A 14,476-nucleotide genomic window follows, 5' to 3' on the forward strand; every position below is an offset into this window, starting at 1 on the left:
TTAATTTTTGTCTATTTATCATCCTGCCGTATGAATGGCCGCCGTTCGGATCAGGACGACGAAGCGGTAAGAAAAGTCCCGCGCCCACTGGCGATCAGGCGGCCTTCCAGATCGAACAGTTCCGCTTCACAGGTCGCCACCTGCTTGCCGAACTTGATCACGCTTCCCTTAGCGACGAGATCGCTGTTCTTGCTGGCCCGATGATAATCAGTTCGCAAGTCGACGGTAAAAGCTGGCCGTCCAATCTTGCTCATAAGGGAAAAACAAGCCGCGAAATCGATCAGCGCCGAGAGAATACCGCCCTGAGTCTGCCCAACGACTGGATTGGCAACCCATTCAGAACGCCAAGTGGCTCGCACCTCAATCGTGTCGCTTTCGAGGGCGATCACTTTTATTCCAAGCCAGGAGAGGAAGGCACTTCTGTCAACGATCGCCTGCACATCGGCCACGGTTTTGCCGGAAGGATCTATGCTCATCAGGACACCTTTCCGACTTGCGTTGTCTCTGTAAGGCGTGCCGCTTCCGCCTCAAGCTTTCGGCGATCGATCTTGCCGACCGTATTCACTGGCAGTACGTCGACGAATACGATCCTCCGAGGATACTGATAGGGAGGCGCGTTCTTCAGCGCATGCTGCTTAACCTCTTCCTCGTTGAGTGCAGAACCAGCGCGCTTAACGATGAAGGCGTATGGAACAGTGTGCTTGATCTTGTCCGGCGCAGGAACGACGACTGCCTGATCGACGTCAATATGCCGCTCGAGCATGAGTTCAACTTCAGCCGGGTAGATGTTGTGTCCACTTGACGTGAACATGTCGTCGGAACGGCCCACAAAATAAAACCAGCCCTTTTCATCCTTACGGAGGATGTCGCCGGTATTGTACCATCCATTTGCGTCAATACGCTTCTTCATCTGCTCTGGATTTTTGACATAGCCGCTCATCATCCCGCGGCCGCGAACATGCAGGGTACCGAAGTTGCCGTCCTCGCCGCCAACCAGCCTGAACTCGTTACCCGCTATCGGCCACCCAACGGAGTGACGCGGCCGGGTCTCGCCCTGGGGATGCCGGCCGAACAGGGCCGCACTTGTCTCCGTAATGCCGAAGATGAGGTTGATCATTGCATTGGGAAATAGATCTGCCACCTGGTCCAGCAACTCGTCCGACGCTGGAGCACCGCCCAGCGTGGCCAGCCGCACAAACGAATAGTCGCGGCCTGCTAAGAGATCGCGCTGCTGAAGCATCATGGCGAACATCGTCGGCACGCCCGAAACGACGGTCGTTTGGAATTTGTTGATCGCTTCGATGTAGGCGCGAGCGTTGAATTTCGGCATCAAGACGACCGTAGAACCGCCGTAAAGGACGCACTTGATCGAGTTCATCCCGTGCTTGTGATACAGCGGCGCGGCCACGATCATCCGATCAGACGGAGAAAAATCGCGGTCACTTGAAATCTTCTCCGCGACCCAGCTGTGCGCCCGATGCGACAGCAGAACGCCCTTTGGGCGCCCGGTCGATCCTGACGTGTACGGGATAAAGGCGAGCGAATCGTGCTCCGGCCTGAACGGCACCAGCGAGCCACCGTCTTTGAAGGCCTCCAGCCCATCGGTCCCGTCGGAATCAATAACGACGATCGGCGTCCCCGATGGGAGTTTTTCACGCAACGCCGCCTCGCAGAAAACCAGCTCGACTTCAGAGTCCTGCATGATCCAGGCGAGCGTCTCCGGCGGCTGCAGGATGCCCATCATCACCGGGGCAACGCCAGCACGCATCGCGCCATAAAATATCTGCAAGAACTCTGCCCTGTTGGAACAGAGTACGCCGATCCGGCTCCCAGGCTTGAAACCGCGTTTAAGAAGCCCCCGCGCAATGGCGTCACAGGCGGAGTGATATGCTGGATAATCGATTACACGCGGATTCAGCGGATCGTACAGATCAATAATGGCGGTGTGGCCTGCATCTCGGAAATTGCTGCCGAGGCTGCCGAGATTGCGAATCTCTTCGCTCATGGGACTACGATGACCTTACCAAAGATTTGCCTGTCTTCGAGCAGAGCAACGCCTCGCGCCGCCTGCTCAAGCGGCAACCTGGTCTCAACCGCAGGTTTGAGCCGGCCAGAAGCGACATGTTCGAGACATGCGACTATGTCTTCCGGAACATATGCGCGGCTTCCAATGATTTCTGTCTCGCGATGCCAAAGAAAACGGACATCAATCATACTCATGTGGCCGGCGGTCGATCCGCAGGTAAGGATGCGACCACCCGTCGCCATGCATCGCTGTGTTTGGATCCAGGTATCACCACCGGTGAAGTTGACCGCTACGTCGACGCCCTTCTTGCCGCTCGCTGTCCACACCGCGCGCGAAAACTCGGGTTGCTCGACATAGTTGATGATGTGGTCGGCGCCCAATGCCTTGAGTTTGGCACCCTTCGCCTCGCTCGAAGTACACGCAAAGACCTCACATCCGGCCATTTTTGCGAACTGCAGACACGAAACACCAACGCCGCCGCTTGCTCCAAGAATGAGTACCTTTTCGCCCGCCTTGATGTTGCCGCGCGTGAAAAGCATCCGATGCGACGTACCGTACGCAATCGGCAAAGCCGCCGCATCGTCGAAGCTGACGCCCGCAGGAATCTCGATGAGCTGGCGATGATCGGCCGCGATATACTCGCAAAGGCCACCATTTCCATTTTCGCCAAGAACACCACCGGTTGGAAAACGCGGGAACAGAACAACCGGTTTGCCGACCCAGGCCTTGTCTACGCCTTCGCCGACGGCCCTTACGATTCCTGCGATGTCGCCGCCGGGAATTCGCGGCATCTTCGTGGGCATGTCGGGCATGCCACGCATAACGAAGACGTCCATATAGTTCAGACCGCAGGCTTTCACTTCAATGAGCGCCTGCCCCATTTCAGCAACGGGTACGTCCCACGTCTCCAGCTTTAGTTGATCAATCCCGCCATGCGCACGTAACGCAATGGCTCTCATTGTCGCGCTCGTCATGAACCACTCGATCCGATACCGAACTAGGCTTGCGACCGAATATGGACATATCTAGCTGCGGGACAAATTATTAAAACTGCTTGATTGACAATCAACACAGATATACAAAAGATCTATACTGGATCAGTTCTTAAGCGGGTTGGCGTAATGGGAGCAAGCATAAAGCTAAGGCATTTGCGGAGTTTTGTGGCAGTCGCTGAGACCGGCTCCTTCACGGTTGCTGCCAACCGTCTGTTCCAAACGCAATCCTCCTTAACCGCGACAATCAAACAGCTTGAAGAGACGGCCGGCTTAAAGCTCTTTGATCGAACTACACGCCGCGTCGAGCTGACCAAAGACGCCATCTGGTTCAAAGCAGTTGCCGAACGCGTCCTGCTGGATTTCGACAACGCTATCGCTGATCTGCAGGCCGTCTCGAAGAGCCAGCGCGGCCACATCAAAATCGCAGTCGCGCCATCGATGATGCCCCACGTGCTGGCGCCGACGCTGAAATCGTTCCGCGCGCAATATCCTGAGATCAGTATCTCGGTATACGATCTCGGGTCGGACAAGATTGAAAGAGCAGTCCTCAATGGGGATATGGATTTCGGCCTGTCGACTCCCCTGAATCGGTTTGCGGATCTTGATTATGTTCCAGTGTTGTCGGATCCGTTCGGAGTGATATTTCCGCCTGACCACCCCGTCGGGCGGAAGCCAGGCAAGGTGGCATGGTCGGAACTGCGGCAGTATGACTACGTTGGGTTGACGTCGGATACCGGCATCGGCGCATTGCTCACGCGCGAGAAGGAACTACTCGAAGGCATCGAGGTGCGCGACTATGCATCAAGCACCACGTCTCTCCTCGCGCTGCTCCAACTAGGGGGCAAGATTTCGGTGCTTCCATCGCTGGCTGCTCATACGGAGGAGCTATCGAAGTTCAAATTCCGCGAGCTGCACAAGCCGCAGGTGTTCCGCGAAATATGCCTTATTACGCGTCAACTTCGCTCTCATTCTCCGAGCACTCAGCGTATCCTGGATATTCTGCTGTCGACCATAAAGTCGTCGAAGCGGTTATTTGGATCCAAGATTTACTGAGCCACCGCTCGACTAGCGCGACCACAGGCTGCGAATATTTTGCCAGATTGCCGATAGGACGAGGGAAAATCCGCTGATCGGCTTTGCCGGCTCCACACCGCGCTCCGCGCCGGCTTGCGCAGACGGCTGGGTAATCATCGAACTTAAATTTACAGCGAACTGACCGACGAGTTGCGTTGCGACGGCCTGAATAAGGCCAGCTCCTCTACCATATTGAGCAACCAAACCGGAGAGCGTAACGTCGGTCGAGATATCAACGTGAGAACCTTGTCCACTGGCCGACAGGCGAAACTCGATCACAGCGTGGGCGTCGCCTCTACCTTTCTGATCGGAGCCCTGCGCCTTGACCTTGGCAACCTTCGCCGTCTCATCGCGCTCGATAAAGTGCGCCACACCATTAAACGATAGCGCGACCGGGCCGAGCTTTACAGAAACCTTGCCGAGATAACCGCCGTCGGGCGTTTGCCCGGTCAATTCAGCACCCGGCATGCAGGGCGCGATTCGCGGGATGTCCATCAACACGGCCCAGGCCTGCTGCGGTGGAAGCGGTATTTCAAAGCTGTTCTTAATTAACATGTGCCTGCTCTTCAAAGATCAAGTGCGGAACTTTCCGCGTTTGCGGCCCTGGGACACAGGAAGGAAAAGCTCATCGAGAGGAATCATCCGATCGATTAGTCCTTGCTGGTGCGAATAGCCGACGAGCGTATTGAAGTTGTGAGCGTTCCTCTCCCCCAAACCGTACTCCCAAGGATCCGGACCCAAGAGCCTCTCTTGCTCCTCCCAAGCTTCCTGGTACCACGCAAGAGGGACGAGCCGCGGGTTTCGCATCCGCTTCATCGCCAAATTCTTGGATTCTTCAAAGGCCTGGTAGAGATTTGGCACGATCCAGGGATGTTGTTCGACGAGTGCTTTCTTAATACCCAGCACATGCATGATCGGGAATATGCCAGTTTTAGCATAGTAACGCTCTTCCTCCGATTTATAGTCCGGGAAAAGGCGCCCAACACGCGGATCTTTATTGATGATCGGGTCGATGATGTCGGGATGCAGGACGGCGTCCAGTTCGCCATCTGCCAGCATCTTTTCGACTGATTTGTCATCTGGAAGCCGCGTCAGCTTAAGCCCGGGCGGGGGTGTAAAGGCGACGTCTTCATCGAGCTCGGCGAACCACTCGATCGATTTATGAGGAACGCCGTATTCATTCTCAAGAATGCCGCGCAGCCAGAGGATCGCGGACACCAGGTAGAATTTCACACCTATTCTCTTGCCGATCAGATCGCTCGGCTTGGTGATGTTCTTCGACGTGTTCACGAAGATGAAGCCGTGGCGGAAACGGCGGTGAAGAAATACCGGAAGAGCGCGGAAAGGCAGGTCGCGCGCGCGGGCAGCAATATAGGAAGACGCGGAACACTCGGCGATGTCGTATTCCTCATTGCGCAAGAAACGCCAGTGACGCGTGGCTGAGTCCGCACCGGTTAGAATGTTCAGTTCAATGCCATCGGGCCGAACAAGCCCCTCCTTCAAAGGACGAACGATCTCGTAATCGCCGCAAGCGAGGGTGAGTTCGAGTTTCTTTGTCATGGTGGTCTTTCTGAAGAAGCAGTTCGTCAATTTGTCTTTGAAGATTCGACTAGCCTGAAGAGGGCCTCCGGCGTGATCGGCGTTTGTGAGATGCGCACTTTGAATGGCGCCAGAGCATGTTCCACGGCGGACACGATTGCGGCCGCCGCCGGAATCGTTCCTGCCTCACCAACCCCCTTCGCGCCAATGGGATTGATGGGAGACGGAGTCTCCCGCAGAATCGTCTCCAGGAACGGCAACTCGGTCGCGGTCACCAATAGATACTCCTGGAAACTGGTCGTTACGGGCTGAGCCGAATCGTCATAGCCCATGAGTTCGTAGAGAGCATTGCCGATGCCATGGACGATGCCTCCCTCGACCTGACCTTTGACGATCATCGGGTTAATCATTCGCCCTGAGTCGTTCAGTGCAACGTAGCGCTTGATCTCAACCTGTCCCAGTTCGGGCGTGACCTCCACTTCCGCAACGTGGCACGCATTCGCGTAGGCCAAGGAGTCCGAGCGCCAATGCATGGCCGATTCGAGCCCGGGCTCAGTGCCCGCAGGGAAGGCATAGCCCGGTGCTCCTCGCAGCGTGCGCGCTATTTCCGCAAGGCTGATAGCGCGATTGCTCGCGAGCACCCGCACGTGACCATCCTTCAGCTCCAAATCAGCCTGCGGAACATCAAGGATCACGCTTGCGGCTGCCAATGCTTTGGCCGCCACCGATTTCGCCGCGAGGTGCACGGATGAGCCTGCAGTCACGAGTTGACGGCTGGCAAATCCACCGAGCCCAAGCGGAGTTCGGGCCGTATCTCCCGCGATCACCCGAACATCGTCAACGGGAAGCGACAAGCCGTCCGCGCAGATCTGAGCCAGGGCCGTCTCAATGCCCTGCCCCATCGCAGTGGCACCGGTATAGACGCTGACTTTGCCGTCTTGGCCGACCCGGACAATCCCGCTTTCGAACGGTCCACGGCCGGTACCTTTGACGGCATTGGCTATTCCGATACCGATGTAGCGGCCTTCAGCCAGTGCTCGCGCCTGGCGATCCGGAAAATCCTTCCACCCCGCAGCCTCCAAGGCTTCTGCCTGCGAGGCGAGATAGTCGCCGCTGTCATACACCATCGCTGCGCCGGACCGGGCCTTCAGCTTCTTCGTGTACGGCATTTTCTCTGGCGGAATAAGATTGCGTCGTCGCACTTCGGCGCGATCCAGCCCGAGTTTGAAGGCGATCAGATCCATCGTCCGTTCCATCGCGAACGCCGCCTGCGGATATCCCGCGCCGCGCACCGACGAAACCGGCACCTTGTTCGTGTGTACGATGACCACGTCCATGCTGTATGAAGGCAGCATGTAAGGGCCGCTCATCGCCGTGGCGGAGTTATATGGGAGGTTGACGGGCTTCGGCGCATATGCGCCCTGGTCATGCACCAACCTTCCTCGAATTCCGAGCAGACGCGCATTGGCGTCTACCGCGACTTCAACCGTCCAGTACTGGTCGCGCTCCTGGATCGACGAAATAAAGGTTTCGCGGCGGTCTTCGACCCATTTCAGGTTCCTGCCGAGCAGACGCGCGGCTGCCGGAACGGCGACTTCTTCCGGATAAAGGCAATATTTGGGACCAAAACCACCGCCGACGTCCGGCGTAATCACGCGCAGCCTGTCCTGGTCCAGGCCCAGCATGGACTGCAGCATGTAATAGAGGTCATGCGGCATTTGGGTTGACGACCATACGCAAAGCTCATCGCCGGGCCGCACCTCGGCGACGACGCCGCGCCCCTCCATCGAATGTCCGCAACCGCGATGCTGCCAAAGATCGTCGGAGAAAACATGAGCAGCGTTGGCGAAAGCGCTCTCGACGTCGCCAAAGCCGACGTTGAAGGAATTGAGAACGTTGCTCTCGAGCTCGGTGCGGACGGTCGGAGCATCGGCGGACATTCCCGCCCTGGCGTCGGTAACCACCGGCAGCGGCGTGTAAGCCACCTTGACACGCGCGGCTGCATCTTCGGCAAGATATCGCGTATCGGCGACCACCATCGCAATGGGCTCGCCGACATACGCGACTTCGCTGTTCGAGAGCACAAAGGGCGTGCTGTTGCTTTGTCCCCCGGTCGGGCTCGCGCCGAGCGGCATCCGACCTGACGTCAACTTCGGCATCAAATCGGCGAGAATCAAGACGGCGTGCACGCCGGGCATGGCCCGCGCTTCTTCAACGTCGAGATCATCAATTTTCGCGTGGGCGGCCGAGCTTCGAAGAAACGCACATTCCAGAAGACCCGGTAGCGCAATGTCGTCCAGGTACTGCCCCTGCCCGCGGAGCAGCTTCGGATCTTCCAACCGCGGAACGGCGCGGCCGACCGACAAGGCCGCGGGAACCGCCGGCTTCTGGCTGTCATGGCCGGTCATTCGCTCATCCTTCCGGCGCTCTTACCCCCGGTCGCCAGCAGAACCGCCTCGACGATGCTCTGATAGCCCGTGCAACGGCAAATGTTTCCCGAGATGGCGTCGCGTATCTGCGCTTCCGACGGTTGCGCGTTCTCCCGGAGCAACTCGACGATGGTCATGAGCATGCCGGGGGTGCAATAGCCACATTGCAGGCCGTGCGTATCCTGGAAGGCCTGCTGGAGCGGACTCAACTTTCCGTCGGTGGCCGCGAGTCCTTCGACGGTCTCCACAATAGCGCCCTTCGCCTGCACCGCCAGCATCAGGCAGCTTCGCACGCTCGCGCCGTCCACCAGAACGGTGCAGGCTCCGCACACACCGTGTTCACAACCCAAATGCGTCCCTGTCAGGCCGAGGCTGTGTCGCAAGAAATCAGCCAAGGTCATCCGGGCTTCGGCAAGGCCGCTATAACTGCGGCCATTGATCAGCATTTCGATCTCGTGCATCACGCTGCCACCGGTCTGTTAGGTCCCGGCAGGGCCGAGTGCAAGCTTCGCCTGAGCATCGTTCGGGCAACGCTCAAACGATACTCCGGGCCTCCGTGAAAATCGCCAATCACTTCCAATTGGTCGCAGGCCTCGACCACCGCGGCAATGGCGCCGGCATCGCCGCTCGTCCCTACGAGCAGTTTCTCTCCGGCGAAATGCCGCTGCGGGACCGAACCAATCCCGCCGATCGCAATTGCGGCGCGCTGGATCACCAGGGAACTATCACGTTCGATATGCACGGCGGATGATGCAATGGCAAAATCGCCGTGCCGCCGTGCAAACTCGTTGAAGCCAAATGTGTGGGTATCTGCCCAAGGCGAAAATTCGATGGCCGTAACGATCTCATCGGCCGCTATTCCCGGCATCATGAATCCGGCGATAAAGTCCCGGGCCGGAATGCGCCGCCTGCCAGAAGGTCCTGCAGCTTCGACCACAGCGTCGAGGAGCAAGGCGAGTAGCGGCAGTTCCGAAGCGGGGTCGAGATGACAGAGACTTCCTCCGATCGTTCCCCGGTTTCGAGTCTGGCGGTGACCGACCAGTTTCAAGGCAGAACGGAAAATAGGAGCGCGAGCGAAGAGAGCCGCATCGACTTCAATCTTCCGCTGCCGCGTCATCGCGCCAATGCGGATGCGCTCGGCGGTTACATCGATACTCGCAAGATCATGGAGATTGTTGATATCCACCAGCACGTCGGGAAAGACATAGCGCAGATTGAGCATCGCCATGAGCGATTGCCCCCCCGCTAGAACTTTTGCGTTCTCCCTTTCACTGAGGAGCCCTATCGCCTCATCAAGCGTGGCAGGACAGAAGTATTCAAATGGAGGGGGTTTCATGCGCGGGGTCTCGGAGACGGTCAGACCTACTGGGAAATGGCGAGTGGATCATGCGATTCACCCACGCTACCGAGGTCGCTTGTGGAGCCCAGCAGTGCCGACCGCAACAGCGAGCCAGTTTCGGGTGCATCAGCCTCTATCACTCTTCCGCCCCACGCTCGCAGTCCGCTGCGGCCTTCGCCGCAGGCCGATTTTCGCCGATCACGGCATTACTACAAATAAATAATTACGCTATATTATTCCATATTAACGATAAATCGGCTCAGCTTCAGCCAACATGTTCTTCAAGCACCGAGACTCGAACATCCTCTTCAATAAGCTTCCAGATGTGATCGACATATTTCGCGAACTGGGGAGTGCGTTTGATGCTGAGCGGACGCGGGCGCGGCAGGTCGATCTCCACAATCTCGTTAATGCGACCGGGCCGCCGGGCGAAAACGAAAACTCGGTCCGAGAGATAGACAGCTTCGTCGATCTGATGGGTCACAAACAAGACGGTCTTGGCCCCCGCCTCCCAGATCCGAAGAAGCTCGGTCTGCATGATCTCACGCGTTTGGGCATCTAGCGCCGAAAATGGCTCATCCATCAGCAAGAGTTCCGGATCGACGGCCAGTGCGCGCGCCAAGTTGACGCGCTGACGCATACCGCCGGACAATTGACGCGGATAGTAGTCGGCAAAGCCCCTGAGCCCGACTAGGTTCAGCAGCTTCGCAGTCCGCTCCTTCTGCGCCCGATCAAGCCTGTTATTGATCTCAAGCCCGATGTTTACATTCGATTCGATCGTACGCCACGGCAGCAGATTATCCTGCTGAAAGACAAATCCGCGGTCCATGCCAGGACCCGTGATCGTCTTGCCATCAAGGGCGGCAGTGCCCGATGTCGCGTGTTCAAGCCCGCCGACGATCCGTAGGAACGTCGTCTTTCCGCAGCCGGAGGGCCCGACAATCGATATAAACTCACCGCGACCGACGTCTACGCTGACCGAGCTAAGCACATCGAGCGTGGCAAATTTCTTCGTCAGTCCCGATACCGAAAGTTTCGTCGTCACTGCATCGCCCATCTTAATCTTTCCATGAGATCAGACGCGTCTCAAGCCACTGAAAGCCGCTGGTGAGGAGGATGCCTGCCGCGGCCAATATCAGAACGCCCGCGAACAGCTCCGGCATATTGAACGTCTCTGCGGACTGGCTGATCAACTGGCCAAGACCGGCTCGGGCGCCGAACATTTCCGCGACGACTACACCAATCAGGCCGCGACCAATACCCAGTTTCAAACCGGCGAAAATGAACGGCAGCGCCGAGGGCAACGACACTTTGAGAAAGATCTGTCGAGATGATGCACCGAAGCTTCTGACCATCTCGACGAGCTGCCGGTCTGTCATACGCAAGCCCGCCTCGGTGTTTATGATCACCGGAAAAACGACCAGCAGGGCGACAACGATTGTCTTCGAGGTAATGCCGATGCCAAACCACAGAATGAATAGGGGGGCCAAGGCAACGGTGGGCGTTGCGTATAGTCCGGACACCCAGGGCTGCAGCGCTTGCTTGGCCGTGCGAAAACTCGCGATCAAAAGGCCAAGGGCAACGCCAATGATGCTCGCGCTAACATACCCGAGGACGAATTCGGTACCGCTGACCCAAATGTGTTTTTGTAGTTCGCCGGCTTCGTAGAGCCTGCCGACCGCCGCTGCGATCTGCGACGGCGGCGCCAGGAACAATTTCGATTCCACAATGAACCGTCCGGCAAGCTCCCACAAAAGGAGCCCTGTGATGACTGAGACCCAGCCCCACATACGCCTATTCAAGAAAGACACGATTTTCTTGAGTGCAGAGGGTTGCGGCTCCACTTCAACAACCTGCACCGGCTGTCCTTGGGCCTCCGTGAGCTTATCCTGCCCTAACGCGAAACCAGCTTGCTTTACCGACATTGGCTCAGAGATCCCTGGCGAAAGTAGCGATTTCAGAACCTGTCGCGAGCCACACTTTTTCGTGCCCGCACATGTATTCAAGGGCGCGGTCGAGCGCATCGATACGATGGGCCGCACCGGACAAGTATGGATGTAGCGCAATGGGGAGAACGCGCGCCTGCGTCTCGCCTTCCCGGTACAAAACATCGAACTGGCGCCGTAGCATCCCGGCAAACTCATCGGGAGTGCAAGTATAAGCCTCGTACGCCATTTTATCGTTGAGCTCGAACGAGTAGGGAATACAGGCGAGTTTTTCGCCGTCGCCGATACTCATGTTGTATGGCTGGTCGTCATTGCACCAGTCCGCGACGTACTCAATTCCCGCCTTATGCAGAAGCGGCAACGTCCGCCAGGTCTCTTGCAGACCTGCACCAAGCCACCCCTTGGGCCGTTCTCCCGTCGCCCTCTCAATCGCTTCGACAGTTCGAACGATTATTCCGTCTTCTTCGCTCTCGGGCACTTCATTGAGGCGGGTTACGTTCGTCTCGTTGTGCCCCATGAGTTCCCACTTGTGGGCGAGGCATGCCTCGACAATCTGCGGGTGGTGCGTGCATATGTCACTATTGAGCGCCACGGTACCGCGAATGCCATAGCGGTTCAGGAGCTCAATGAGACGAAATACGCCGATTCGATTGCCGTAATCCCGCATGCCCCAACCGGGAACATCGGGGATCTTCCCGCTCGCGCCGGCTCTTGGAATCACCATGTTGAGCGGAAAGAACTCAATATTCGGGAAGACGCACACGGCGACTTTCGCGCCGTTCTTCATGCGATACGGTTCCCGGGCCGTTACGGGCGAGTATCGAAAAGGACCATAGACGGAAGACATCGACGCCTCACGCCTTAGCGAGATGCGCGAGAACTGCCTCGATCTTCAAGACATCCGCGTATTTGTGATGCATGTCGAATAGATTCACCTTATGTGACAACTCGCTGCGGTCGAAGCAACATTCCTCGACGACGGTGACGTGAAAACCGGACGAATATGCATCAACGACACTGGCTCTCACGCAACCCGATGTGGTCTCGCCTGCGACAATCAGGCTCTGGATGCCCAAGCGCGTAAGGTTTGTCGCAAGAAGCGTGCCGAAGAACGCGCTGGCCCGCTCCTTGGTAATGATGACGTCCCCCTCCTCGGGCGCGACGTCCGGCTGGATCACGAAATCCGACTCGTCAGGTCGCCTGCCGCCGCGCTGAGTCGCCGCCATCGCTCCCTTCGATTTTGGAACGCAGCCGGTAGTGTAAAAGATCGGCAGTTGGGCGCGCCGCGCGGCGGCGAGGAGCTTCTGTGTCGGCGGCAGAGCATTCCAGGCCGCGATACCGCAGGACGAAGGAAACATCTTGCTGACGTCGCTGATCGGCTTTGGGCCACCGGCATACGCGAGTTGGTACAAGTCGATCAGGAGAACCGCGGGCCTGGGCCCCACGTACAGCGGTCGACGGTATGGTCTGTAGAGTTCCAAAACGTCTGCTGAATAAACGTCCTGCCAGCAGTGATCCTCAAAATCGTCCATTTCGACAGACCTCAAGACGAACGCCTCTGTGACGGTTGCTCCCGGATTCCGGCGCTAGACCACGACGACCGCAGATCGAGGCTTGCCGCCCCGCGCCATGGACACCGCACCAGATTCCAGTTGCCGACGGCCCTTTCTGGGACCGGTAGTTACCGCAGAGTGCCTGAACAGCCCGGCCATCCTAGATAACTAACCGGAACACCAAGGCACAAATTGATAAATTAAGGCAATTGATTACTTGCAGCGAAGAATGACGTCGCGGTTCTGGGCTCCCGGCCGTATGCCGCGCGCCACCAGACGCCGGGCGAATGGCGTCGTCACAGCCCCGCAACCTTAATGATCGATAGCAACGTTATTGTTTACCGATGCGTGCAATCCTTTCCCTGAAGTCGAAGCTGCTGTCGCCCGCTTCGTCCGGGGATATGCTTTCCCCTGCATTCAGCAACCGGCGGCCGAAGATGTGGTCACCACCGCTGTTCACAGACTCGACGCCGATCAGTGTTTCGCCTGTGAAGCAGAATACCGAGAAGGCCCGCTTCTCGATCGAGCCACGCACCACGCACCGTTCCGCCCCTGCGGTTAGCCCAACCATCTGCAACTTCAAATCTCGCTGGTCACTCCAGAACCACGGCACAGGCGAGTATGGCTCTGAACGTCCCACGATACGTCGAGCGACGCAGCGGGCCTGATCGACCGCATTTTGAACTGACTCCAAACGCATATACCGCTGACCGAGCGGAAAGGAAGCGCAGTCGCCGATCGCAGAAATACGCGGGTCGGCAGTCGAGAGGTTTGCGTCTACGACGATGCCGTTGTCGACCGCCACACCGGCCTGCATCGCAAGCTCGATCGCCGGAGCAACGCCAATACCAACCAGAACGAGATCGGCAGGAATGCGCCGTCCGTCGGACAGTACAACCTTGCTGACCTTGCCGTCGCTTGCATCCAGTGCCCCGACGCCGGCGTCGCATATCAGGTCAACGCCCCACCTGCGGTGCTCACCGGCATAGAAATCCGAGACGATCGGCGTCACAGCGCGGCTCATCACGCGAGGCAGAGCTTCCACGACTGTCACTGTTTTTCGAACCTTCGACGCAACGGCCGCCAGCTCAAGGCCGATGAAGCCTGCGCCGATAACGACGATATCTTGCGCCCGCTCGAAACGCTCGCGAATGGCATGCGAGTCCGCGAGCGTGCGCAAATACATCACACCGTCCGAGTCCGCTCCCGGCACAGGCAGCGCCCGGTTTCTAGCACCCGTCGCCAGCACAAGATGATCGTAACCGAGAGCCGCGCCAGTCTGCAGCTCGACCCGCCTCGCGATCGGGTCGATCGTCATCGCCCGCGCGCCGGTGATCAACTCGATATTCTGCTTTTCATAGAAGTCAGGCGACCGGAATGCCAGCCGCTCCGCGGCCATCTCTCCGAGCAGAAAGGCCTTGGACAAGGGCGGGCGTTGATAGGGCTGCTCGGTCTCCTCACCGATCAGGACTATCGGCTCGGCATAGCCGAATTCCCGAAGTGAAGCCGCGAGCTGGTATCCGCCCTGACCGGCGCCAACGATCACGGTGCCAGGTTTCGACATTCACCGCCTCG

14 protein-coding genes are annotated in these 14,476 nt (G+C 58.0%); 1 reads left to right on the forward strand and 13 read right to left on the reverse strand.

From position 1 onward, the window contains the following. Positions 1-50 precede the first annotated feature (50 nt). From DXH78_RS15695 to DXH78_RS15705, 3 genes are read right to left on the reverse strand one after another with little or no spacing between them, the layout of a single operon-like run. Positions 51-476 (reverse strand): PaaI family thioesterase, encoded by a 426-nt coding sequence (locus tag DXH78_RS15695; RefSeq protein ID WP_115518166.1) that lies wholly within the window; start codon positions 474-476, stop codon positions 51-53. Then, positions 476-2,005: a class I adenylate-forming enzyme family protein gene (locus DXH78_RS15700; protein ID WP_115518167.1), complete on the reverse strand. Its 1,530-nt coding sequence runs from the start codon at positions 2,003-2,005 to the stop codon at positions 476-478. Before DXH78_RS15700 ends, DXH78_RS15695 begins: the two co-directional genes overlap by 1 nt. Beyond that, entirely contained in the window at positions 2,002-3,000 is a 999-nt protein-coding gene (locus DXH78_RS15705; RefSeq protein ID WP_245416899.1) for a quinone oxidoreductase family protein, read from the reverse strand. The genes DXH78_RS15700 and DXH78_RS15705 overlap by 4 nt, the downstream gene beginning before the upstream one ends. Positions 3,001-3,084: 84 nt before the next feature. On the opposite strand from DXH78_RS15705, the gene DXH78_RS15710 reads away from it, so the two are divergent. Then, on the forward strand, positions 3,085-4,074 hold the full coding sequence (locus DXH78_RS15710; protein WP_147292660.1) for a LysR family transcriptional regulator: 990 nt from the start codon (positions 3,085-3,087) through the stop codon (positions 4,072-4,074). 12 nt (positions 4,075-4,086) lie between these two features. Here DXH78_RS15710 and DXH78_RS15715 read toward each other — a convergent pair whose 3' ends face one another. The 10 genes from DXH78_RS15715 to DXH78_RS15760 all read right to left on the reverse strand — a co-directional run bounded on the left by DXH78_RS15715 (position 4,087) and on the right by DXH78_RS15760 (position 14,465). Beyond that, positions 4,087-4,650, reverse strand: a complete 564-nt coding sequence (locus DXH78_RS15715; RefSeq protein WP_115518169.1) for an SRPBCC family protein — start codon at positions 4,648-4,650, stop codon at positions 4,087-4,089. 18 nt (positions 4,651-4,668) lie between these two features. Further along, the gene (locus DXH78_RS15720) at positions 4,669-5,655 is read right to left on the reverse strand and encodes an ABC transporter substrate-binding protein (RefSeq protein ID WP_115518170.1); all 987 of its coding nucleotides are present in this window, start codon (positions 5,653-5,655) and stop codon (positions 4,669-4,671) included. Between the two features lie 26 nt (positions 5,656-5,681). Then, positions 5,682-8,042, reverse strand: a complete 2,361-nt coding sequence (locus tag DXH78_RS15725) for a xanthine dehydrogenase family protein molybdopterin-binding subunit (RefSeq protein WP_115518171.1) — start codon at positions 8,040-8,042, stop codon at positions 5,682-5,684. Next, positions 8,039-8,524: a (2Fe-2S)-binding protein gene (locus DXH78_RS15730; protein WP_115518172.1), complete on the reverse strand. Its 486-nt coding sequence runs from the start codon at positions 8,522-8,524 to the stop codon at positions 8,039-8,041. The genes DXH78_RS15725 and DXH78_RS15730 overlap by 4 nt, the downstream gene beginning before the upstream one ends. After that, positions 8,524-9,399, reverse strand: coding sequence for an FAD binding domain-containing protein (locus DXH78_RS15735; RefSeq protein WP_115518173.1), 876 nt, complete (start codon positions 9,397-9,399; stop codon positions 8,524-8,526). The genes DXH78_RS15730 and DXH78_RS15735 overlap by 1 nt, the downstream gene beginning before the upstream one ends. A gap of 268 nt (positions 9,400-9,667) precedes the next feature. Further along, positions 9,668-10,459: an ABC transporter ATP-binding protein gene (locus tag DXH78_RS15740; protein ID WP_115518174.1), complete on the reverse strand. Its 792-nt coding sequence runs from the start codon at positions 10,457-10,459 to the stop codon at positions 9,668-9,670. Position 10,460: 1 nt separating this feature from the next. Continuing rightward, positions 10,461-11,327, reverse strand: coding sequence for an ABC transporter permease (locus tag DXH78_RS15745; protein WP_168192861.1), 867 nt, complete (start codon positions 11,325-11,327; stop codon positions 10,461-10,463). A gap of 4 nt (positions 11,328-11,331) precedes the next feature. Next, positions 11,332-12,135, reverse strand: a complete 804-nt coding sequence (locus DXH78_RS15750; RefSeq protein WP_168192862.1) for a polysaccharide deacetylase family protein — start codon at positions 12,133-12,135, stop codon at positions 11,332-11,334. A 67-nt stretch (positions 12,136-12,202) separates the two neighbouring features. Next, positions 12,203-12,880 carry an isochorismatase family protein gene (locus DXH78_RS15755; RefSeq protein ID WP_115518177.1) on the reverse strand — a complete coding sequence of 226 codons (678 nt, stop codon included), beginning with the start codon at positions 12,878-12,880 and terminating at the stop codon, positions 12,203-12,205. Between the two features lie 352 nt (positions 12,881-13,232). Beyond that, complete coding sequence (locus DXH78_RS15760) at positions 13,233-14,465, reverse strand: NAD(P)/FAD-dependent oxidoreductase (protein ID WP_115518178.1); 1,233 nt, start codon at positions 14,463-14,465, stop codon at positions 13,233-13,235. Positions 14,466-14,476 lie beyond the last annotated feature (11 nt).

It is taken from the genome of Undibacter mobilis (assembly GCF_003367195.1).
GTDB lineage: Bacteria > Pseudomonadota > Alphaproteobacteria > Rhizobiales > Xanthobacteraceae > Pseudolabrys > Pseudolabrys mobilis.